Here is a 23047-nt window from a genome sequence, read left to right as displayed (position 1 = left end):
ATATATTCCCCGGACCGCGAGGCGGCGGTTGTTTGAAATCGAAGGAAGCCTTTGCCATGACAAAAAAGACCGCAGTCGTCACAGGTTCCAACTCCGGAATCGGCCTCGGTTCTGCCCATGCACTCGCGGCCGCCGGCTACAATGTCGCGATCAACTCCTTCACCGATGGCGCCGAGGATCATGCGCTCGCCAAGGAAATCGCTGAAAAGCATGAGGTGGACGTCGTCTACATCAAGGCGGACATGTCGAACGGCGGCGAATGCCGGGCGCTGATCGAAAAGGCGGCCGATATCTTCGGCAGTGTCGACGTGCTCGTCAACAATGCCGGGATCCAGTTCGTCGCGCCGGTTGATGAGTTTCCGGTCGAGAAATGGGATGCGATCATCGCGATCAACCTGACCTCGGCGTTCCACACCACTGCTGCCGCGCTACCGCATATGAAGAAATCCGGCAGGGGTCGTATCATCAATATCGCCTCGGCCCATGGCCTGCGCGCCTCGCCTTTCAAGTCGGCCTATGTCTCTGCCAAGCACGGCATTCTCGGCCTGACCAAGACCGTAGCCCTCGAAGTCGCCGAAAAACACATCACCTGCAACGCAATTTGCCCGGGCTATGTGCTCACGCCCTTGGTCGAGGCCCAGATCCCCGATCAGATGAAGGCGCATAATATGGATCGCGATACGGTGGTCCGCGAAGTGATGCTGGACAAGCAGGCGACGAAGGAGTTCGCGACGGTCGACCAGATCGGTGCGACGGTGGTGTTTCTCGCCAGCGACGCCGCAGCACAGATCACCGGGACCTCAATTTCCGTCGACGGCGGCTGGACCGCGGCATAATGGCCACAACCAAGGCCATCAACATCGCCCTTCAGGGTGGTGGTTCGCACGGCGCCTTTACGTGGGGCGTGCTCGACCGCATTCTGGAGGACGGGCGACTGACAATCGAGGGCGTCTCAGGTACGAGCGCCGGCGCGATGAATGCCGTGGCTCTTGCCGATGGCTGGGCACACAATGGTGCCGAAGGTGCACGCGCCAAATTGCATGATTTCTGGCGCGCAGTGGGCCGAACGGGCCAATTCAGCCCGGTGCAGCGCTCGCCCTGGGACAGGTTCTTTGGCAACTGGTCCATCGAGAATGGCTTTGGCTTCAACCTGTTTGAACAGATCTCGCGCGTTTTTTCGCCCTATGAGTTCAATCCCTTCAATCTCAATCCGTTGCGCGACGTGATCGAAAAGGAAATCGACTTCGACCGGGTGAAGGCCTGCCCCAAGCTCAAGCTCTTCATTTCCGCCACGAATGTCGAGACGGGGCGCCTGCGCGTTTTCTCGCAATCGGAACTGAACGCCGACGTGGTGATGGCCTCCGCATGCCTTCCTTATATTTTCCAGGCGGTGGAAATCGACGGCGAACCCTATTGGGATGGCGGCTATGGCGGCAATCCCGCGCTCTACCCGTTTTTCTATTCGAGCGAGAGCGAGGATGTTCTCCTCGTCCAGATCAATCCGATAGAGCGGCGCGGCACGCCAAAGACCGCACGCGAAATCAGCGAGCGGATCGACGAAATCACGTTCAATGCCGCGCTGCTGCGCGAGTTCCGCTCGATTGCCTTCGTCAACTCACTGATCGATGCCGGGCGGCTTCAGCATGGCGACTACCGCCATATCCGCATGCATCGTATCGACGCTGACGAAGCTCTGGCGGGCCTGTCTTCTTCCTCGAAGATCAATGCCGAATGGGCCTTCCTCGAATATCTGCGAGACCTTGGGCGCGCCGCGGCTGAAGATTGGCTCGATGAGCACAGCGACGCCGTAGGCGAGCACGCGACGCTCGACCTGACCGGCGAACTCGCGCCGGAAATGCATATCGGCTTCAAGGCGAAAAAGCCCGGTCGTCGCGTCAGCGATTTCCTCTTGCAGCGAAAAAAGCCAATGGGTGCCGCGCGCCGGGCCTAACTTACTTTTTGATCCGCGCTCCTGGCAAGGTTGGCCATGAGGGCGACGACGACGAGCAGACCCGCGAGCACCATATAGATCGGTCCGAACCCGGTCTTGCCGCCGACAAAACCGATTGCCGATGGCGCAACGAGTATCCCCGAATAACCCATGAGCGTAACCATGCTTAGGGCCACGCCCGATGACGTGCCCTGCTGGTTGCCGGCTGCCGAAAAGGCGATAGGCACCATGTTGGCAATGCCGAGGCCGGAAAAGGCAAAGGCGAGGATGGCGATCCACGAGGTCGGCGCGATACTGGCGGCAAGCATTCCCGACGCGCCGATCAGCGCGGAAATGCGCAGCGTATTGACGGCACCGAAACGGTCACGCACGCCATCGCCAAGAAAACGCATGATCGACATCGTGCCCGAAAATGCCGCAAATGCGAAGCCGGCCGTGGCGATATCGGCCCCGCGCTCCTGGCGCAGATAGAGCGCTGCCCAATCGAGCACCGATCCTTCCGGAACCATGGAGAAGAGCGCCATCAGGCCGATGAGATAGATCAAGGGATTGGTGGGGAACGTCAGCTTCTGCTTCTCGTGCCTGACGGGCGCGTCCTCGGTGATCATGAACCGGAAGGCAATGAGGCCGATCGCGATCGCGATGATCGTCACGACGACGGCATGTGCCAGATGTCCATGGGCTTCGATCAGGATGCCCCCAAGTCCGCCGCCGGCAAAGCCTCCAAGACTCCAGAAGCCGTGCGAGGACGACATGACGGCACGGGAGAGTTTTTTCTCGACCTCCACCGCATTCGCATTCATCGCGACATCCATCCCGCCGATGACCGCGCCGAACAGAAACAGCGCCGGTGCGGCGCTTATCACGTTCGGCGCGAGGGCAACGAGAAGGAGCGAGAAGGAGCAGAATATGGCAAACCCCTTCACCACGGCGCGCGATCCATGCTTTTCGATCAGGTAGCCGCACCAGGGCATCGAAGCCAGCGCCCCGATGCCGAACACCAGGATAAGAAGCCCAAGCGTGAACTCGCTGATGCCGAGCCGCGTCATGAAGACCGGAATCTGCGGAGCCCAGCTGCCGACAAGGAAGCCATTGAAGAAAAACGCGCTGGCGACGGCCCAGCGGCCATAAACAGCTTTCCTGCGAAAGGTCGCGGCATCCATTGGGGCTTCACCGGTTGCAGATTGGGCTTGGACGGACATTGAATTCACTCACATAAAATCAGGCTTGTTTGTCGGCGGCAACGATCACCTCGACACCGGCGCCGCCGATGCGATCAAGGATCGAGGGGTCGGCCGTGGTATCGGTGACGAGGGTGGATATAAGGGCTATCGGCCCGATGGCGAACGGACCCCGCTTCACGAGCTTGTCGCTGGTTGCCAAGAGCAGGACTTCGTTGCTCGCCTCGGCAAAGGCCAGTTTCATGCGCGCATCATCATAATTTTCGGCTCGCAGCATCAGGCTTTCATCGACGGCGCAGGCGCCAAGCACGCAGTAGTCGATGCGCATCGATTGAACTTCGGCCAGCGTCGATTGGCTGATCACGCTGCGCGTCAGCCGGTTCAAGGTTCCGCCAAGCAATATTACCTCGCAAAGCGGATGATCGAGCGCCGCGACCGCGATATCCGGTGCACTCGTGATGATGCAGGCTCTGAAATCGGCAGGAAGGGCGCGCACGAATTCGAGAACCGTTGTGCTGGAATCAAGCACCATCGTCGCATCGGGCGGAATAAGCGCTGCCGCTGCCCGGGCGATCGCCTTTTTCTCGGCGGTCTCTTCGCGCGCGCGTTGCTGGAAACTTCTCGGTCCCGTTCGGCTGCGTGCTGCACCGCCATGAAAGCGCTGAACGAGGCCCTGATCCGCGAGTTCGCGCAGGTCACGGCGTATGGAATCTTCCGAGACGCCGAACTCCGACGCAATCATGTTGGCGAGCACACGACCGTTCTCGTTGATCCGCCGCAGGATCATGCTTTTGCGTTCGTCCGGGGATAGATCTTTCAGCAAGGACGTTCCTCCATTGCATCCTTGTACCCGATATTGCCGATATCGGCAATATCGATTGCACATTTATGCATAAACGCGCAATGTGAGCCGAATCCCTTTGCAACAAAGGCCCCGTTTGGGGCCCTTGCGAACACTCCACTAATAGAAACCGGCCCTATTCGTAGACCACCAAAAGGTCCTTGGCGTCGATCTGGTCGCCGGCACGGACAAGAACTTCGGCGACGGTGCCGTCGCGCTCGGCACGCAACGCCGTTTCCATCTTCATTGCTTCGATGGACAGCAAGACGTCCCCGGCGTTGGTCTTCTGCCCCGGAGCGATGCCGACTGTCGATACGATACCGGGCATTGGCGCGCCGACATGCTTGTCATTGCCGAGTTCCGCTTTGCGGCGAACGCCCGCTCCACCCGCGGCGCGTGTGCGATCCGGCACCTTGACCCGGCGTGGCTGGCCGTTGAGCTCGAAGAAGACCGTACACATGCCCTTGTCGTCGGCCTCGCCCATGGCAAGGTTGCGCACGACCAATGTCTTGCCCCGTTCGATATCGAGGAAGACCTCTTCCTCCTGCGCAAGCCCGTAGAAATAGACATGGGTCGGCAGGACGCTCGTCGGCCCATAGGTATCGTGCGTGGTGGCAAAGTCGGTAAAGACCTTCGGATACATAAGATAGGAGGCAAACTCCTGGTCGGTGATCTTGCGTTCGAGCTTGGTTTCGATGTCGTTGCGTTCCGCCTCGAGGTCCGCCGGCGCAAGCAGCGCGCCCGGCCGCTCGGTGAATGGCTTCTCGTCCTTCAGAACCTTCTTCTGGATATCCTTGGGCCAACCCTTTGGCGGTTGACCAAGGTCGCCGCGCATCATGGAGACGACCGAATCCGGGAAGGCGATGTCCTTGCCGGGGTTTTTCACGTCCGCGACCGACAGATCCTGGCTCACCATCATCAGCGCCATGTCGCCCACCACCTTCGACGACGGCGTCACTTTGACGATGTCGCCGAACATCTGGTTGACGTCGGCATAGGCCTGCGCCACTTCGTGCCAGCGGGTTTCGAGACCGAGCGAGCGCGCCTGCTCCTTAAGGTTGGTGAACTGGCCGCCGGGCATTTCGTGCAGATAGACTTCCGAAGCCGGCCCCTTGAGGTCACTTTCGAATGCCGCGTACTGGGTGCGCACCGCCTCCCAGTAGAAGGAAATACGGCGAATCCATTCAGGATCAAGGCCGGGATCGCGCTCAGTGCCCTTCAACGCTTCGACGATGGAGCCGAGACAAGGCTGCGAGGTGTTGCCGGAGAGTGAATCCATGGCGGCGTCGACCACGTCGACGCCCGCGTCGACGGCAGCAAGGACCGTCGCGGCCGCGATCCCCGAGGTGTCGTGTGTATGGAAATGCAGCGGCAGATCGGTTGCTTCCCGCAGCGCCTTGAACAGAACCTTGGCTGCAGCAGGTTTCAGGAGCCCGGCCATGTCCTTGACGGCGATGATATGAGCGCCCGCCTTCTCAACCTCGCGGGCAAGATCGACATAATATTTTAGATCATATTTCGGCCGCGCCGAGTTGAGAATGTCGCCGGTGTAGCAGATCGCCGCTTCGCAGAGCTTGTTCTCCTCGATGACCGCGTCCATGCTGACGCGCATGTTTTCGACCCAGTTCAGGCTGTCGAAAACACGGAACACGTCGATACCGCCGCGCGCCGCCTGGCTGACGAAATATTTGACGACATTATCCGGATAGCTCTTGTAGCCGACGCCATTGGCGCCGCGCAAAAGCATCTGCAACAGGATGTTGGGCGCACGCTCGCGAATTTCCGCCAACCGCTCCCACGGATCCTCCGTCAGGAAGCGCATCGCAACGTCGAAGGTCGCCCCGCCCCAGCATTCGAGCGAGAACAATTGCGGGAGCGCGCGCGCGTAGGTCCCGGCGACGCGGGCGATATCATAGGTGCGCATGCGTGTCGCCAGCAGCGACTGGTGGCCATCGCGCATCGTCGTATCGGTGACGAGCACGCGCTCTTCATTGCGCATCCACTCAGCGAACTTCTTCGGTCCAAGCTGGTCCAGCAGCTGCTTGGTGCCGTCTGGAATCGACGCTTCAATGAAGGGAACGCGCGGGAGCGCCGCTTCCTTCGGCGGGGTGGCGCGACCCTTGGTTTCCGGATGCCCGTTGATCGTCACATCGGCAAGATAGGTCAAGAGCTTGGTGGCGCGGTCCTGCCGCTTCACCTGCGCAAAGAGTTCCGGCGTGGTGTCGATGAACTTCGTCGTGTAGGAATTGTCGGTGAACTTCGGATGCGTGATGATGGCTTCAAGGAAGGTCAGGTTCGTCGCAACGCCGCGAATACGAAACTCGCGCAAGGCGCGGTGCATGCGGTGGATGGTCTCTTCGGCCGTCGGTGACCAGGCGGTGATCTTTTCGAGGAGCGGATCATAAAAGCGCGTGATGACAGCGCCCGAATAGGCTGTGCCGCCGTCGAGGCGGATGCCGAAGCCCGTCGCGCCGCGATAGGCTGTTATGCGGCCATAATCCGGAATGAAATTCTGCTCGGGATCCTCTGTGGTGATACGGCACTGCAAGGCGTGGCCGTTGAGCCTGATGTCCTTTTGTGCCGGCACACCCGAATCGGCCGTTCCGATGGTCGCGCCTTCGAGGATGCGAATCTGCGCCTTGACGATGTCGATCCCGGTCACTTCCTCCGTCACCGTGTGTTCGACCTGGATGCGCGGATTGACCTCGATGAAATAGAAGGAGCCTGTATCGGAATCCATCAGGAACTCGATCGTTCCGGCACCGATATAATTGGTGGATTTGGCGATCTTCAAGCCGTAGTCGCAGATTTCCTTGCGCTGCCCCTCGTTGAGGTAGGGCGCCGGGGCGCGTTCTACCACTTTCTGGTTGCGGCGCTGGATAGAGCAGTCGCGCTCGAAGAGATGCACCGCATTGCCGTGCGTATCGCCGAGTATCTGCACCTCGACATGGCGCGCGCGCTCAACGAGCTTTTCGAGATAGACTTCATCCTTGCCGAAGGCGGCCTTGGCCTCGCGCTTGCCCTCGGTGACCTCCCGGGCAATATCTTCCGGCTTGAAGATGGCCCGCATGCCGCGCCCGCCGCCGCCCCATGATGCCTTGAGCATCACAGGATAGCCGATCTTCTCGGCGAGCCGTTTGACCTCTTCCATGTCGTCAGGAAGCGGATCGGTGGCCGGCACGACAGGAACGCCGATTTCGATCGCGAGGTTGCGCGCGGCGACCTTGTTGCCGAGCCGGCGCATGGTTTCAGGCTTGGGCCCGATAAAGATGATACCCGCCTCGGCGCAGGCTTCGGCAAACTCCGGGCTTTCCGAAAGCAGGCCATAACCGGGATGAATTGCATCGGCCCCGGAAAGCTTGGCGACGCGGATGATTTCCTCGATCGAGAGATAGCTTTCGATCGGCCCCATATCCTTGGCAAGATGCGGTCCACGCCCCACCTGGTAGGATTCGTCCGCCTTGAAGCGATGCAGCGCAAGCTTATCCTCTTCCGCCCAAATCGCCACGGTTTTCATGCCGAGTTCATTGGCAGCGCGAAACACGCGGATCGCGATTTCCGAACGATTGGCGACGAGGATTTTCTTGATAGGCAAGACCGCAACTCCGAATATGAACTAAAGTAGTTTTGGTTTGGCGCGCTTATCTGGCTACAGATTGCTGCACTGCAAACAACGCATATTGACCATAAGAAATCGAAATGTCCAACAGCAAAATGCCCGGCGCAAGGCCGGGCATTCGCTTAGGCAATCATGCAAGAAGGCTTACTGCTGGAAGTAGCTGTACTTGCCGTCTTCGCCCTTCTTCCACTCGTACATGACGTAGCCTGGAAGCTTCGGGTCACCCTTTTCGTCAAAGGCGATGTCGCCGAGAACGGTCTTGAACGGACCCTTTTCCTTCATCACCTTGGCAACGGCTTCAGGATCGTTCGATCCGGCAGCCTTCGCTGCGTCGGCGATGACCTGAGCTGCAGCATAGGAATAGAGGGTGTAAGCTTCCGGTTCGAAGCCCTGCTTACGGAATTTCTCGACGAGTTCCTTGTTGGCAGGGTTCTTGCTCGGATCGGGACCGAAGGTGTTCAGCGTGCCTGCAACTGCGTCGCCAGCGATCGAAGCGAGTTCGTTCGAAACGATACCGTCACCGGAGATGAACTGAACCTTGAGGCCCTGGTCGGCGAGCTGGCGCATGATCAGGCCTGCTTCGGTGTGAAGGCCACCCCAGTAGAGAACGGTTACGCCCGATTCCTTTGCCTTGGCGATCAGCGCGGAGAAGTCCTTGTCGCCGACATTGACGCCTTCGTACATGGCTTCCTTGACGCCCTTGGCATTCAAGGTCTTCTTGGTTTCGTCAGCAAGACCCTGGCCATATGGCGTCTTGTCGTGCACGACGGCAACCTTGGCGTCCTTGAACTTTTCGGCAATGAACGTGCCGGCTACCACACCCTGCTGGTCGTCGCGACCGCAAGTACGGAAGGTGTTCCAGAGGCCGCGCTCGGTGAAGACCGGGTTGGTCGCGGCAGGCGTGATTTCGAGGATGCCGTTTTCAGCATAGACTTCAGAAGCGGGGATCGAAACGCCCGAATTGAAGTGGCCGATAACGAACTTTACGCCGTCAGCAACGAACTTGTTGGCAACCGAAATGCCCTGCTTCGGATCGGAAACGTCGTCACCGAGCGAAAGCTTGACCTGTTCGCCGTTGATGCCGCCCGCAGCATTGATCTCGGCAATGGCAGCCTCAGCGCCCTTCTGCAACTGAGCGCCGAATGCAGCGTTCGGGCCGGTCAACGGACCGCCGACGCCGATCAACAGATCAGCATAGGCATGACCGCTCAAAGCGAGCATTGCAGCGAGTGCAACGCCCGAGAACAGTGATTTCTTCATTTGAAAACTCCCATTTTCTAAGTATTTACTAAACCCCTCGCGATGACCCGTTTTCATCGCTTGAAGCGCACATTTGCCGATTTCCCGGCGGTTGTCACGCTGATTCATTTCGCATCAGCGAGATTGGTTAGGCTCCCGTTTTTTCCTTCCATGAAAATGGAGAAACTTTTTCGTAGAGCCAGAAATATTGACCTATCATTTGGTTGGTACGGGTGTAGCGATAGCCCAATGTCCCGAAGATGATCAGGACAATTGTATCGACCACGTAATAGTGCAGTGTCAGCATCGTGCCGCCAAACAGGGCGAAGTGGATGAACCTGACGGCGATGCCGAGCAGCAGCATGTAGAATACGAGGAAGGCAATCGGACGCCAGGTCTTGGCGCAGGCACGTCCCGCCATCCAGGCCGCCCAGCCCCCCATGACGCAGGTGACAAGCAGGAACAGAAAGATGGACGGTTCTTCGTAAAGTATGCCTTGCATGGCATTATTCTCCTTGGGCTTCGCCGTCGGTGGAAGCCCTACTTGTTCAGTGACGACCGCCTTCGAGATAGGCAGCACGCACTTCCGGATTGGCAAGAAGGTCGGCGCTCGAACCGCTCATCGTCACGATACCGTTGACCATCACATAGCCGCGGTCCGCGAGCTTCAAGGCGCCGAACGCATTCTGTTCGACCAGGAACACGGTCAGGCCCGTATTCTTGTTCAGTTCCTTGATGGCCTCGAAAATGTGTTTGATAATCAACGGCGCAAGACCGAGCGATGGCTCATCGAGCAGAAGCAACCGCGGACGCGCCATCAGCGCGCGGCCGATCGCCAACATCTGCTGTTCGCCGCCGGAAAGCGTGCCGCCGCGCTGGTTGATGCGCTCCTTGAGACGCGGGAACAGGTCGAAGACCATGCGCGAGTCTTCGTCGAAAAATTTGAGATTATCGAGGCTCGCACCCATTTGCAGGTTTTCCTGCACGGTCATGCGCGGGAAGATGCGGCGTCCTTCCGGCGATTGCGCAATGCGCAGGCGCGCGATCTCATGTGTCGGCAACTGCGTTATGTCCGTGCCGTCAAAGACGATGCGGCCGGTGCGGGCGCGCGGCATGCCGAAGATCGTCATCATCAGCGTTGATTTGCCTGCGCCATTGGCGCCGATCAGCGTGACAATCTCACCGGGATTGGCATGAACGGTTACACCGCTCAGCGCACGGATATTGCCGTAATAGGTCTCGACATTCTCGATGCTGAGAAGGGCCTGGTTCTGCGACATTACTTAGCCCCTCCGGTCTTCTTGGGCGCCGGTTTAGCCTGGCTTTCCTTTGCCAGTGTCTTGGCCTGACCGATCCAGTCTTCACGGGCAATCCGCCCGTCGAAGGCGAGATAGGCTTCGGCGGCAATGATATCGGCTTTCTTCCATGCGGCGATCTGATCGAAATGGAAGATGCCGTGTTCGTTGAGCTTGCGCTCGTTGACCGGACCTATGCCCTTGATCAGGATCAGCTTGTCGGCCCTGCCGCCTCGCGGTTCGGCCAGTGCATTGGCTGTCGCCCCTGCCTTGATGCCAGCGGCTTTCGCCGGCGAGGCCGGTTTAGGAGCCGCAGCCTTCGGCGACTCCGGTTTAGGAGCCGCAGCCTTTGGTGAGGCCGGTTTGGGCGCCGCAGTTTTCGCTGACGCTTTGCGGGCGGCGGCAGCTTTTGCCGGTGCCGTCTCAAGCAGCGTGTTGGCCGGGATGAGTTCTACCGGCTGAGCATCGGGATGGGTCTCGACGATCTCGTGCAGCGCTTCGGAGGAGAGCAAATCGACAGCGGCCGTGATGTCGTCGACGCCCGCTTCTTCCGCCTTCTCGATCAATTCGACCACTTCCTCGTCTTCGACGCCGAGATAGGCGGCGATGACCTTCGGATCATTCTTGACGGTCTCAGGCGTGCCATCGGAAATTTTGGTACCGTATTCGAGAACGACAACATGGTCGGAGATTTCCATCACCACGGACATGTCGTGCTCGATAAGCAGGATCGACGTTCCCGTATCGGCGCGAATATCGAGGAGCAACTTGTTGAGTTCTGCCGATTCACGCGCATTCAGACCCGCTGCTGGCTCGTCGAGACAAAGAAGCTCCGGCCCGGTGCACATGGCACGGGCAATCTCGAGGCGGCGCTGCGCCCCGTAGGGCAGATCACCGGCAGGATCGTCCGCCCGGCTGACGAGATTGATCTTCTCCAGCCAGTAACGTGCCTTCTCGATCGCTTCCGCGGCCGCCTTTTTGTAGGTCGGAAAGCCGAGGAGGCCAAGGACGGTGAAGCCCGAGGAAAGCATCAGCGGATTGTGCTGCGCAACCAGGAGGTTTTCGAGCACCGTCAGGCCCGAGAACAGGCGGATATTCTGGAACGTCCGTGCCACCTTTGCCCGCTTGGTGATGACATGATCGGCCATGCGTTCGAGAAGGTACTCCTCGCCGTTCTGGCGCGTCAGTGTCAACATGCCTTCCGTCGGCTTGTAGAAGCCGGTAATGCAGTTGAACACCGTCGTCTTGCCGGCGCCATTGGGGCCGATGAGGGCCGTGATCGCACCGCGCTTGGCTTCGAAGTTTAGGTCGTTGATGGCGATAAGGCCACCGAATTTCATTGAGAGACGTTCAACACGCAGGATTGCGCTGGTATTTTTCTGCACTTCCGAAACCATCAGCCGTGCCCTTCTTTCGTAAACTCGCCCGATATCATCTTACGTTCATGCAAGAAGGCACTTGGTTCTCGACTGCCGGCAAAGCCGCGCGGCTTCCACACCATGACGACGATCATGGCAAGGCCGAACAACAACATGCGATAGAGTTCCGGGGTAAAGTCGGGGCCGAAGATAAGCTTGAGGAATTCGAGTTCGCGCAACAATTCCGTACCGCCGATCATGACGGCCGCAGCGATGGCGATACCAACCAGCGATCCCATGCCGCCGAGAACGACCATCGCCAGGATGATTGCCGATTCGAGGAAGACGAAGGATTCCGGGCTGACGAAACCCTGGCGTGCCGCGAAGAACGACCCGGCAAAACCGCCGAACATCGCGCCGGTGGCGAATGCCGTAAGCTTGGTCGTCGTGGTGTTGATGCCGAGCGAGCGGCACGCGATCTCGTCTTCGCGCAGGGCTTCCCAGGCGCGGCCAACAGGCATGCGGCGCAGGCGGATCGTGACCCAGGCGGTCAGCAACGCCAGGCAGAGGATGAGATAATAGAGGAAGATCTTGTAGTAGACGCCGGAATTCGGCAAGCCGAACATCGCAGCGAAACCTGTCGGGCCCGGCGTGAACGGGATGCCGAACAATGTCGCCTTGGCGATGCCGGAGATACCGAACGTTCCCTTCGTGACAGCTGTCCAGTTGATGAGGACGAGACGGATGATCTCACCGAAGGCAAGCGTTACGATGGCAAGATAGTCACCGCGCAGGCGCAGCACCGGGAACCCAAGAATAATGCCCCAGGTCGCGGCGAAAATACCGGCCATCGGCAAAAGCAGCCAGAATGACAGGCCGAAATGGGCCGAGAGCAGCGCGTAGGAATAAGCACCGACGGCGTAGAATGCGACGTAACCGAGATCGAGCAGTCCGGCGAGGCCGACGACGATATTCAGTCCCCACGCCAGCATGACATAGATAAGGATCTGGATGCCGAAATTATCGACATATTTGAGCGAGGCCTGCAGGCCGCCCATCATAGACCCCTGATAGGCACTGAGTATCAGGACCACGAGGGCGGGATAGAGGAAGAGCAGGCCAAGACCGATCTTCGGGAACGACTTCCTGAATGCGGACGGCTCCCTCGCCTCGGCGACCTTGTGCAACTTCTTGCGCTCGGCGCGCATGGGCGCAGTGTATGTAACGAGGAACCGACCCACCGCCGCGACGAGGACAAAGATCGCCAAAAGCCCCCAGCGCTGGGTGAGGATCAGTTCGTTGCGAATGTTCTGCTCGGTGCGGAAACCGACGATCAGGCAGAATAGCCCGAGTGCGATTGCACCTGAGATAATCCCTTCCTTCAGGGCTTTCGCGAAAACGGAGTCCCGTTCTGTATTCTGGACATCGGCCATGAGCTTATACCTTCTCGACTTCGGGCCGACCCAGGATACCGGATGGCAGGAAGATCAGCACGATCGCCAGGATCGAGAAAGCTGCGACATCCTTGTAATCGATGGAGAAATAGGCGGACCAGAGCGCTTCGATGAGCCCGATGAGCAATCCACCCACCACGGCGCCGGGAAGCGACCCGATGCCGCCGAGAACGGCAGCGGTAAAGGCCTTTACGCCCGGCACGAAGCCATCTGTGAAGGAAATGACCCCGTAGAACATGAGATAGAGCGTTCCGGCGACGGCAGCGAGCATTGCGCCCATGACGAAGGTCATGGAGATCGTCTTGTCGACGTCGATGCCCAGCAGCGCCGCCATCTTGCGGTCCTGCTCGCAGGATCGCTGGGCCCGCCCGAGCGTCGTCTTGTTGACGAGGTACCAGAAGGCGGCAAGCAGAATTGCGGTGACGATGATGATCACCATCTGCTTGTAGGCGATGGTGATATTGGTGCCGTAAATGGTAATACCGCCATTGACCAGCGGCGGGATCGGCTTGTTGCGCGGACCCTGCGTTACCTGTACGAAATTCGATAGCGCGATCGACATGCCGATCGCCGTGATCAACGGCGCGAGGCGGAACGATCCGCGCAGCGGCCTATAAGCCAGGCGCTCGATCGTCCAGCTCCACAACCCGGTCAGCAGCATGGCGACGAGCATCATCAGGAGCAGCGCCAACACAACAGGCACGCCGCCAATGAACGTAGTTAAAGCTAGAAAAACGATCATCGCCATAAAGGCGCCAAGCATGAAAATATCGCCATGGGCGAAGTTGATCATGCCGATGATCCCGTAGACCATCGTATAACCGATTGCGATCAGGCCATAGATTGAACCAAGCGTCAGACCATTGATCGATTGCTGGATGAAGTACTCCATCGCAACGATACCCCTCATTTTTTATTGGGAATTTTCTTATCCGGTTTTTTTATCCGGTTCCCGTTTACCCCAATATGCTACACCTAGCGTGTGCGCTAAAGAAAGCAACAGCTTTTTTAGCCTACGCCATATCTTTACATTTGCTCGCACAGTTTCAGCGGGATTATACACCAAAATTGGACGGTTCCTCAGGGAATGCTGCTACCAATAGTTGAAAAACCGCTGTTTCGTCCGGCACCGCCTTAATTGGCCACCTTTCCCTACACGCTCATTTGACGACAAACCCGTGCGCGAAGGGATCGCGATCGTCGATGAAGATGGTGTTGTAGCCGGTCATTCGAGCCCAGCCGGCGATGGACGGAATGATGGCCGGCTGGCCGGCGACCGTCACAGCCTTTTCGACGCGACCGTGGAACAGCGAACCGATGATCGATTCGTGCACGAAATCATCGCCGGGCTTCAACTTGCCCTTTGCGGCAAGCTGCGCCATGCGCGCCGATGTGCCCGTACCGCAAGGCGAACGGTCGATCGCCTTGTCGCCGTAAAAAACGGCGTTGCGCGCATGCGCTTCCGGCCGCGTGGGCGCGCCTGTCCACAGTATATGGCTCAGCACATTGATCTCGGGCTTTTCCGGGTGCTCGAATTTGTAACGCTCATTGAGGCGCTGGCGCAGCACCGGGCTCCACCCGATGAGATCGAGCGCCCGGTAGTCGGCGAGATCGCGGAAGTTCTCCTGCGGATCGACGATGGCGTAGAAATTGCCGCCATAGGCAACGTCGACCGTGAGAACGCCAAGGTCCGGACACTCGACCTCCAGGCCCTCGGCGTAGAGGAAGGCCGGTACATTGGTGAGGCGCACGCTCGTAACATATTGCCCCTCCTGCGTATATTCCGCAACGACGAGACCGGCGGGCGTATCGAGGTTGAGACGCCCTGGTGTACGCGGATTGATGAGCCCATGCTCGATCGCTATGGTGACCGTGCCGATCGTCCCATGGCCGCACATGGGAAGACAGCCGGAGGTTTCGATGAACAGCACCGCGACGTCACAATCCTCGCGGGTCGGCGGATAGAGGATCGAGCCGGACATCATGTCGTGGCCGCGCGGCTCGAACATCAGGCCGGTCCGGATCCAGTCGTATTCGGCGAGGAAATGCGCGCGCTTTTCCATCATCGTAGCGCCGACGAGATTGGGACCGCCGCCTGCGACGAGGCGGACCGGATTGCCACAGGTATGACCATCGACACAGAAGAAGGAATGACGCGCCATGATGCTCCTCAAAAGCGTTGCGGATGGAATGCTTCGATCGCGATCGACGGCGTGCGACCGTCGATCAACTCGCTGATCAGGCGACCTGTCGCCGCGGCCTGGGTCAGTCCAAGGTGGCCGTGACCGAATGCGTAGAGTACATTTTTACTCGCCCTTGCATAGCCGATAACGGGCAGCGAATCCGGCAGCGACGGACGGTAGCCCATCCACTGCCTCCCGCCCCCGGTCTCAAGGCCGGGCATGAATAATTTGGCCTTGGTCAGCATCGCCTCGGAGCGAGCGTAGTTGGGCGGCAGGTCAAGACCGCCAAGTTCGACGGCTCCGCCGATACGCAGGCCGGTTTCGAGGGGCGTGACGACAAAACCGTGACCGGAAAATATCAACTGCCGCTTCAGGGTGAAGGCGTCTTTGGGCAAAGTCGTATTGTAGCCGCGCTCGGTTTCAAGCGGTATCGCGTCGCCGAGCTGTTTTGCCAGCCGGTGCGACCATGCCCCGCCCGCAACGACGAGCTTGCCAGCATTGATCGTCTCGCCACTCGCAAGTCCGATCGCCACGCCTTCCGCGGTGCTCGTGACGGTTACTACCTCCGCCTGCCTGTAACGTGCGCCAAGACGTTCGGCGTAGGCCCACAGCCCCTTTCCGACATGGAGCGGATCGCTGACGGTCTTCCACCCGGGAACGAACGTCCCCGCCACGAAACGTCGGGCCAGTCCGGGCTGGCATTCGGCGAGGTCGTCACCGCGCAGATGCTCGAAGGCGATCCCTGCCTTCTTGCGGGCATTCCAGCCGGGCAGAGTTCCGTTGAGCTCTTCTTCGCTCTCGTAAAGTTCGAGCGATCCGTCCTCGCGCACCATATGGCGAATACCGGCGCGCTCCATCAACCCAAGCATTTCGGGCTCGGCAAGCCGCATCATGGCGCCTTGCGCCTCGATCGTATGTATTTGCGCTGCTGGCCGGCTGGCGCGCCAGAAGCGATAGAGCCAGGGGGCCAATTTGGGAAGATAACCCGGCCGGATCGTGAATGGGCCGAGCGGGTCTCTCAGCCAGCGGGGCACCTTGGCGAGAACGCCTTTCGATGCCATCGGCAATATGTCCGAAAAGGCGAGAGCCCCGGCATTGCCGGAGCTTGTACCCTCGCAAATACCTTGCCTGTCGATGACGAGAACCTTGTGGCCGCCTTCCGACAATATGGCAGCGATAGCGGTGCCGACAATGCCGGCACCGATGATGACGATGTCGTCCTTGCGCCCATCCATCGTATGCCGGGAGACTTAGAGGACCGGCAAGGTTGGGCGCGATGCGATCGCGTTCCTGACGATCAGTTCCACCGCTTCACGCCGTGCTCCGCGCAACGGCTGGCGTGGGAGACGAACCCTGTCATTGGTGCCGATCTCGAGCACTTCGGCGAGCTTGATGTTCTGGACGAGATAGGTCGAGACATCGAGATCGAGAAGCGGCCGGAACCAGCGATAGATGCGCAGCGCTTCTTCATAGCGACCGGCCTGGACGAGCTTATAGATTGCGACCGTTTCCTTCGGGAACGCGGTGACGAGACCGGCCACCCAGCCGATGGCGCCGGCGGTCAGCGCTTCGAAGGCGAGATTGTCGACGCCGGTAAAAAGATCGAAGCGGGTGCCGAACGTATTGATGATGTCGGTGGTGCGGCGGACGTCGTCAGACGATTCCTTGATGGCGACGAAGAGATCATCCGCTGCAAGCTCGCCGAGGATTTCATTGGTGACATCGACGCGATAGGCGATACGGTTTGAATAGATCATTACCGGGAGTTCGCCGGCCGCGGCAACAGCCTTCAAAGTGGTGACGGTTTCTTCCGGGTCGGTGTGATAGATCGGGCTCGGCACGAGCATGAGACCATTGGCACCGGCGCGTGCTGCGCGCTTTGCAAGCGCCGCGCCCTCGCGGGTCGCCGCCTCGTTGATGGTCAGCAGCACGGGCTTGCCGTTTGCTACGCGCTTTGCGGTCTCAAGGACTTCGAGCTTCTCGTCATGGCTGAGCATCGGCCCCTCGCCGAGCGAGCCCGCAACGATCAGGCCATCGCATCCAGCGTCCATCAGGAGCGAGAAGCAACGTTCCATTTCCGCATGATCGAGATTATCATCCTTGGTGAATTTGCTGGTTACAGCTGGAAAAATGCCTGCCCACATATCTCTGCTCCTTCTTGATATATCAGAAATATATCTGTAACCTTCGTCGCTGTCAATTGGGTACTCCGAAAGATTCAATATATGCATCAAGCCACAGTCCAGAGTTCAATTCCGACGGGAGAAAGCCTCGCCGAACTTGCATATCGCCAGATCGAGGAGATGATCGTTACGCTCAAGCTGGAGCCTGGGGCGATTATCAACGAGCGGGCCCTGACGGACATTACCGGGATGGGCCGCACACCCGTGCGCGAGGCGGTGCAGAAACTCGCCTGGGAAGGCTTGATGGAGATCCGGCCGCGCTCGGGCATCGCGATTGCCGCGCTCAATCCGCAGGATTTTCGCAAAGTCCTCGATACCCGGGAGGGTGTTGAGAGGGTCCTCGCCCGCGACGCCGCGCTCTATGGCGCCGACCTTCACCACCGGCGCCTGCAGCAGGCCTCCGATGCCATGAGCGCCGCTCAAGAAGGCAATAATGTCGGCAGTTTTCTTGCTGCGGACAAGACGTTCGACACAGTCCTTGGCCAGGCCGCGGAGAACCCGTTTGCGGCCCGGCTCGCGTCACCGCTTCAGACGCACAGCCGCAGGTTCTGGTTCCGGCTGCAGCGGCCGGGAAGCCTGCAGGAATCCGCCGGCGCCCACCGGGCATTGATCGAAGCAATCATAGATCGGGATGAGCAGCGCGCTGCCGATGAGGCCACAAGGTTGATAGACCATTTGCGCAGCATGGCGCCCTGATCTGTCAGCCCCATCGAAGCAGAAAGGGCCGCGGCATTGCTGCCGCAGCCCCTGCTCAATTCCCTGACCCGCAGGTTACTTCATCGTCGGGATGACGAATTCCGCGCCATCCTTCACGCCGGATGGCCAGCGCGACGTGACTGTCTTGGTCTTGGTGTAGAAGCGGAATGCATCCGGGCCGTGCTGGTTGAGATCGCCGAAGCCTGAGGCCTTCCAGCCGCCGAACGTGTAGTAGGCGATCGGAACCGGGATCGGAACGTTTACACCGACCATGCCGACCTGGACGCGCGAGGCAAAGTCGCGTGCCGCGTCGCCGTCGCGGGTGAAAATGGCAACGCCATTGCCGTATTCGTGTTCGTTCGGCAGGCGCAGCGCATCCTCATAGGTTTCGGCGCGGACGATGCTCAGCACGGGGCCAAATATCTCTTCCTTGTAGATGCGCATGTCAGGGGTCACGTTGTCGAAGAGGCAGCCACCCATGTAGTAGCCATTCTCATAGCCCTGCATCTTGAAGTCGCGGCCGTCGACGACGAGCTTGGCGCCTTCCTTGATGCCGAGATCGACATAACCCCTGATACGTTCCAGCGCGTCCTTGGTGACGACCGGACCGTAATCGGCCGACATATCGGTCGAGGGGCCGACCTTGAGGCTTTCGACACGCGGGGCAAGACGTGCGACCAGGCGGTCAGCCGTATCCTTGCCAACCGGCACTGCGACGGAAATCGCCATGCAGCGCTCGCCTGCCGAGCCGTAACCGGCGCCGATAAGGGCGTCGACGGTCTGGTCCATATCCGCATCGGGCATGATAATCATATGGTTCTTGGCGCCGCCGAAGCACTGGGCGCGCTTGCCGTTGGCCGTCGCCCGGGCATAGATGTACTGGGCGATCGGGGTCGAGCCAACAAAGCCGATGGCCTTGACGTCTGGATCGTCGAGCAGCGCATCGACGGCGCTCTTGTCGCCATTGATCACGTTGAAAATGCCCGCTGGAAGCCCAGCCTCCATGAAAAGTTCGGCAAGGCGCATCGGCACGCCCGGATCGCGTTCCGACGGCTTCAAGATGAAAGCATTGCCGGAGACGATGGCAGGAGCGGCCTTCCATAACGGAATCATTGCCGGGAAGTTGAACGGGGTGATGCCTGCAACGACGCCGAGAGGCTGGCGCATCGAATAGACGTCGATTCCGGTTCCGGCATTGTCGCTGAATTCGCCCTTGAGCATATGAGCGGCGCCGAGGCAGACTTCGACGACCTCGAGGCCACGCTGGATATCGCCCTTGGCGTCGGGAATGGTCTTGCCGTGCTCGCGGGCGAGAAGTTCGGCGAGCGAGTCGTATTCCGCTTCGACCAGTTCAAGAAACTTGCGCATGACGCGGATACGGCGCTGCGGATTGGTGGCAGCCCATTTCGGCTGCGCAGCCTTGGCGTCCTCGACCGCGGCGCGCACCTCTGCCGGCGTTGCCAGAGCAACGCGGCCCTGCACGGTTCCGTCCATGGGCTGGAAAATCTCCGTCGAGCGTCCGCTCGTGCCGGGGACGTTCTTGCCACCGATAAAATGTCCGACTTCACGCATTGTGATCTGCCTCCCTGCAATTGTTGGATTTATTCGTGGCGCATCATCGCGCTTCAAAATATTTATTGCAAGCCAAGCAAAAGCGTATCCGTTGTGCGGAAATTGAAGTACGAACTTCGTCAGGAGAAAGCCGATGAACTGGGACGACGTACGTATTTTCCTGGCGGTTGCACGCTCGGGGCAGATTCTCGGCGCCGCAAAGCGCCTCGGCGTCAACCACGCGACGGTCGCGCGGCGGTTGACGGCGTTCGAACACGACCTCAACACGAAGCTTTTGACCCGGCGCACAAATGGCTGCGAACTGACCCATGCCGGCGAGGAATTCCTGCTCTCGGCTGAGCGCATGGAAGCCGAGATGCTATCGATTCGCTCGTCGCTCGGTGATGCGGATGTGGCGATCTCCGGCTCCGTGCGGATTGGTGCCCCCGACGGCTTCGGCGTCACCTTCCTTGCGCCGCGCCTCGCCACGCTGACCGCACGCTATCCCGACCTCAAGATCCAGCTGGTTCCGGTTCCCCGCTCCTTTTCGCTGTCACGCCGCGAGGCCGACATCGCCATAACCGTCGACCGACCTGACCAGGGCCGGCTTGTCGCGCGCAAGCTCGTCGATTACAGCCTCGGCCTCTATGCAAGCCGCACCTACCTCGACGCGCACCCTGCGCCGCGCTCGATCGACGAACTCGCGAACCACAGGCTTGTCGGCTATGTCGATGACCTCGTCATCAGCCAATCGCTGAACTACGCGCCTGAGATCAGCCGCGACTGGCGTCCCGCCTTCGAAATCTCGAGCGCGCTCGGCCAGGTCGAAGCTGTGCGCGCCGGCGCGGGCATCGGCATCTTGCATATGTTCATCGCGCGCGAGCATGCCGATCTCGTCCCGGTCCTGCCCGAGCGCACGATCCGCCGCTCCTACTGGCTCGCCTATCATGAATCGGTGCGAACACTGCGGCGCATAACCGCCGTTTCAAGTTTTATTTCCGATCTCGTCAGCAGCGAGAATGCACGGTTTTCCTGAACACTGCCTCTTTCGAAGCACCGGAGAAATGTGATCGCCACTACTGGAACAAAAATTGCCGCGGGAGCTTCAATTGGTGCACATTCACGTTGTTTTGATTCGGTATTGGAGAGGCAAAATGTACCGATATGTTCTTGCTTTCGCTGTCGCCTTTGGAGGCGCGCAATATTTCATTTCTACGCCCGCACTCGCGCAGAGCACGATCAAATGCGAATCGCGCAAGTTCAAATATAGGGAGTGCGATGCGGGCATGCGCCGTCCGCGCGTTGTCCGCCAGCTTTCAGGGACGCCCTGCGTTGCCGGCGACACATGGGGTTTTGCCCGCGGCGTGATCTGGGTCGACAAGGGTTGTTCCGCTGTCTTCGCCGATTCCGGCGGCCGGCCGCCGCAGCGCTACTATCGCAACCGCGACCCGTATCCGGACGACCGCTACCAGCAGCCGCGCCGCGGCTACGACGACCGGTCCTACGATCCCTATCGTGGCGATCCGCAGAGCGATTGGTAATCGCTATTCCGAACTGAGAGCGACTGCCGGCTGAAGCCTTGAAGCGTTTCGAGCCGGCAGAAAGCCGAAGACCAGGCCTGTTAGGAACGAGCAGGCAAAGGCGAGCGCCACCGGCCCGATTGTAAAACTGACGGGGGCGCCAAGAACCTTGGCAAGAATGCCTGTACCAAGGCCGGCGACCACGCCGATTGCACCGCCGATCGCGGAAACAACCACAGCCTCGATGATGAACTGCAGCAGGATATCGCGCTGGCGCGCGCCTGTTGCCATGCGCACGCCGATTTCGCGCGTCCGCTCACTGACACTCACCAGCATGATGTTCATGACGCCTATACCGCCAACGAGCAGGGATATGGCTGCGACGGCGCCGAGAAACAGCTTCAGCGTGTTCGACGTTTCGGTCACGGCCTCGCGGATCGAGGCCATATTGGTGATCTGGGTGTCCTGTTTCTTGTGACGGCGATCGAGGAGCGCCTGCAACGCGTCCTGCGTCGTGTCGATGGCAGCGCTGTCCTTCACCTGTACCGTGATGGAGCGCACATTGCGTTGTCCGAAGATGCGCATGCTGCCTGTCGTCAGCGGCATGAGGATCGTATCGTCCTGGTCGTTGCCGCCTGGCCCCGCCCCCATCTCACTCATCACGCCAATGATCTGGAACGGAATTTTGCTGACCAGCACATATTTTCCGAGCGGATTTTCGCCGTCTGGAAACAAGGTCTTCTCCACCGTGCGGCCGATGACGGCGACCGGCGCATAGCTATCCATGTCGTCCCTGTTGAGGAATTCGCCTTTGGCGACCTTCCAGGATTTCGCCTCGGTGAACTGGGGAACGGTGCCGTTCGCTGTGGTTTGATAGTCGACATTGCCGTAACGTAACGTAACGGTGCTGGTCATTTCCGGAACGGCAAAGGCAACGTTCGGCACTTCGAGGATGGCGTCCGCATCGGCTGGAACAAGCGTTACGTTACTACCCCCACTCGTGCCGCGAAAATTCGCCATGCTCGGCCGAACCACCAGCAAATCGGAACCCATGGCGGAGATACGGTCGAGCACGGAGTTCTGCGCGCCCGTACCGATTGCCAGCATCGCCACGACAGATCCGACACCGATAACGATGCCAAGCAGCGTCAGGATCGTACGGAACAGGTTGGCATGGAGCGCACGCAGCGCCATCTTGACGGCTTCGGTCACATCGGCAAGTGCCGCTACGCCTTCGACGGCTTTCTGCTTCAGACCGGAAGCGGCCTCGGGATTGCTGCGGCCCTTCTTGGTGCGATCGGAAACGACGCGCCCGTCGCGCAATTCGATCAGCCGGTCTGCCTGCTCGGCCACCTCACGCGAGTGGGTGATAACGATGATGGTGTGGCCGCTCTCATTCATGCTTCGCAGCAGCGCCATAACCTCTTCGCCGCTCTGGCTGTCGAGAGCGCCGGTAGGCTCGTCCGCAAGAATGATGCGCCCGCCATTCATCAGCGCCCGGGCGATCGAGACGCGCTGTTGCTGCCCGCCCGAAAGCTGGTTAGGCCGGTGGTCGAGCCTGTCGCCGAGCTTCAGCGAATTGAGCAGCGCCTCGGCGCGGTCGCGCCGGTCTCGCGCATGCGCGCCGGCATAGACGGCAGGAACCTCGACATTCTCCTGGGCGCTCGCCGTCGGAATGAGATTGTAGCTCTGGAAGACGAAGCCGAAGGTGCGACGGCGCAGTCCGGCAAGCTCGTCGGGTTCGAACGCGGAGACCTGCTCGCCGTCCAGCAGATAGTCGCCATTGGTCGGCCGGTCGAGGCAGCCCAGAATGTTCATCAGCGTCGATTTGCCCGAGCCGGATTGCCCGATGATCGCGACAAACTCGCCCGCCTCGATATCGAGCGATATGCCGTGCAGGACCTCAACGGCGAGATCGCCATTGTAGTAGGTCTTGGTGATATCCTTGAGCGAGATCAGTGCGGTCATGTCTTTGC

At 59.7% G+C, this 23047-nt stretch carries 19 protein-coding genes; 5 read left to right on the top strand and 14 right to left on the bottom strand.

Going from position 1 to position 23047, the window contains the following annotated elements; translation table 11 throughout:
* Positions 1 to 56: 56 nt before the first annotated feature.
* Both GF108_RS05035 and GF108_RS05030 read left to right on the top strand, forming a co-directional pair.
* Positions 57 to 836, top strand: a complete 780-nt coding sequence (locus tag GF108_RS05035; protein ID WP_153667078.1) for a 3-hydroxybutyrate dehydrogenase — start codon at positions 57 to 59, stop codon at positions 834 to 836.
* Positions 836 to 1951 (top strand): patatin-like phospholipase family protein, encoded by a 1116-nt coding sequence (locus tag GF108_RS05030; protein WP_153667077.1) that lies wholly within the window; start codon positions 836 to 838, stop codon positions 1949 to 1951. Before GF108_RS05035 ends, GF108_RS05030 begins: the two co-directional genes overlap by 1 nt.
* On the opposite strand, the gene GF108_RS05025 is transcribed toward GF108_RS05030, so the two are convergent.
* The 12 genes from GF108_RS05025 to GF108_RS04970 form a co-directional block, all read right to left on the bottom strand.
* Positions 1948 to 3114 carry an MFS transporter gene (locus tag GF108_RS05025; RefSeq protein ID WP_153667076.1) on the bottom strand — a complete coding sequence of 389 codons (1167 nt, stop codon included), beginning with the start codon at positions 3112 to 3114 and terminating at the stop codon, positions 1948 to 1950. The two genes, GF108_RS05030 and GF108_RS05025, sit on opposite strands and share 4 nt — an antisense overlap.
* 58 nt (positions 3115 to 3172) lie before the next feature.
* Entirely contained in the window at positions 3173 to 3955 is a 783-nt protein-coding gene (locus GF108_RS05020) for a DeoR/GlpR family DNA-binding transcription regulator (protein WP_246663837.1), read from the bottom strand.
* Positions 3956 to 4109: 154 nt separating this feature from the next.
* Positions 4110 to 7568 carry a pyruvate carboxylase gene (pyc, locus tag GF108_RS05015; protein WP_153667074.1) on the bottom strand — a complete coding sequence of 1153 codons (3459 nt, stop codon included), beginning with the start codon at positions 7566 to 7568 and terminating at the stop codon, positions 4110 to 4112.
* A gap of 168 nt (positions 7569 to 7736) precedes the next feature.
* Positions 7737 to 8852, bottom strand: coding sequence for a branched-chain amino acid ABC transporter substrate-binding protein (locus tag GF108_RS05010; protein WP_027231140.1), 1116 nt, complete (start codon positions 8850 to 8852; stop codon positions 7737 to 7739).
* Between the two features lie 127 nt (positions 8853 to 8979).
* Positions 8980 to 9333, bottom strand: coding sequence for a DUF6867 family protein (locus tag GF108_RS05005; protein WP_027231139.1), 354 nt, complete (start codon positions 9331 to 9333; stop codon positions 8980 to 8982).
* Positions 9334 to 9379: 46 nt separating this feature from the next.
* On the bottom strand, positions 9380 to 10111 hold the full coding sequence (locus GF108_RS05000) for an ABC transporter ATP-binding protein (RefSeq protein WP_027231138.1): 732 nt from the start codon (positions 10109 to 10111) through the stop codon (positions 9380 to 9382).
* Complete coding sequence (locus tag GF108_RS04995) at positions 10111 to 11523, bottom strand: ATP-binding cassette domain-containing protein (RefSeq protein ID WP_153667073.1); 1413 nt, start codon at positions 11521 to 11523, stop codon at positions 10111 to 10113. The genes GF108_RS05000 and GF108_RS04995 overlap by 1 nt, the downstream gene beginning before the upstream one ends.
* The gene (livM, locus tag GF108_RS04990; protein ID WP_091920996.1) at positions 11523 to 12917 is read right to left on the bottom strand and encodes a high-affinity branched-chain amino acid ABC transporter permease LivM; all 1395 of its coding nucleotides are present in this window, start codon (positions 12915 to 12917) and stop codon (positions 11523 to 11525) included. The genes GF108_RS04995 and livM overlap by 1 nt, the downstream gene beginning before the upstream one ends.
* Positions 12918 to 12921: 4 nt before the next feature.
* Positions 12922 to 13830 (bottom strand): branched-chain amino acid ABC transporter permease, encoded by a 909-nt coding sequence (locus tag GF108_RS04985; RefSeq protein WP_027231135.1) that lies wholly within the window; start codon positions 13828 to 13830, stop codon positions 12922 to 12924.
* 268 nt (positions 13831 to 14098) lie between these two features.
* Positions 14099 to 15100, bottom strand: a complete 1002-nt coding sequence (locus tag GF108_RS04980) for a 4-hydroxyproline epimerase (RefSeq protein WP_153667072.1) — start codon at positions 15098 to 15100, stop codon at positions 14099 to 14101.
* A gap of 8 nt (positions 15101 to 15108) precedes the next feature.
* A complete protein-coding gene (locus tag GF108_RS04975; protein WP_153667071.1) occupies positions 15109 to 16356 on the bottom strand; it encodes an FAD-binding oxidoreductase in 1248 nt (415 codons plus the stop codon).
* A 15-nt stretch (positions 16357 to 16371) separates the two neighbouring features.
* Positions 16372 to 17265, bottom strand: coding sequence for a dihydrodipicolinate synthase family protein (locus GF108_RS04970; RefSeq protein WP_153667070.1), 894 nt, complete (start codon positions 17263 to 17265; stop codon positions 16372 to 16374).
* 81 nt (positions 17266 to 17346) lie between these two features.
* Between GF108_RS04970 and GF108_RS04965 the strand changes: the two genes are divergently transcribed.
* Positions 17347 to 18000 (top strand): GntR family transcriptional regulator, encoded by a 654-nt coding sequence (locus GF108_RS04965; RefSeq protein WP_091947862.1) that lies wholly within the window; start codon positions 17347 to 17349, stop codon positions 17998 to 18000.
* Between the two features lie 75 nt (positions 18001 to 18075).
* Here GF108_RS04965 and GF108_RS04960 read toward each other — a convergent pair whose 3' ends face one another.
* Positions 18076 to 19572 carry a CoA-acylating methylmalonate-semialdehyde dehydrogenase gene (locus GF108_RS04960; protein ID WP_027231130.1) on the bottom strand — a complete coding sequence of 499 codons (1497 nt, stop codon included), beginning with the start codon at positions 19570 to 19572 and terminating at the stop codon, positions 18076 to 18078.
* Between the two features lie 133 nt (positions 19573 to 19705).
* Here GF108_RS04960 and GF108_RS04955 point away from each other — a divergent pair, with 133 nt between their 5' ends.
* Positions 19706 to 20587 (top strand): LysR family transcriptional regulator, encoded by an 882-nt coding sequence (locus GF108_RS04955; protein ID WP_091947859.1) that lies wholly within the window; start codon positions 19706 to 19708, stop codon positions 20585 to 20587.
* A gap of 118 nt (positions 20588 to 20705) precedes the next feature.
* Entirely contained in the window at positions 20706 to 21092 is a 387-nt protein-coding gene (locus GF108_RS04950) for a DUF3011 domain-containing protein (RefSeq protein ID WP_051614727.1), read from the top strand.
* Between the two features lie 3 nt (positions 21093 to 21095).
* Here the strand turns inward: GF108_RS04950 and GF108_RS04945 are convergent, their stop codons facing one another.
* Positions 21096 to 23039 (bottom strand): MacB family efflux pump subunit, encoded by a 1944-nt coding sequence (locus tag GF108_RS04945; RefSeq protein ID WP_153667069.1) that lies wholly within the window; start codon positions 23037 to 23039, stop codon positions 21096 to 21098.
* Positions 23040 to 23047: the final 8 nt, after the last annotated feature.

The organism is Phyllobacterium sp. SYP-B3895, assembly GCF_009647635.1.
Lineage (GTDB): Bacteria > Pseudomonadota > Alphaproteobacteria > Rhizobiales > Rhizobiaceae > Phyllobacterium > Phyllobacterium pellucidum.
Note: the sequence above shows the minus strand (reverse complement) of the source record. Positions and strands in the feature narration are given on the sequence as shown.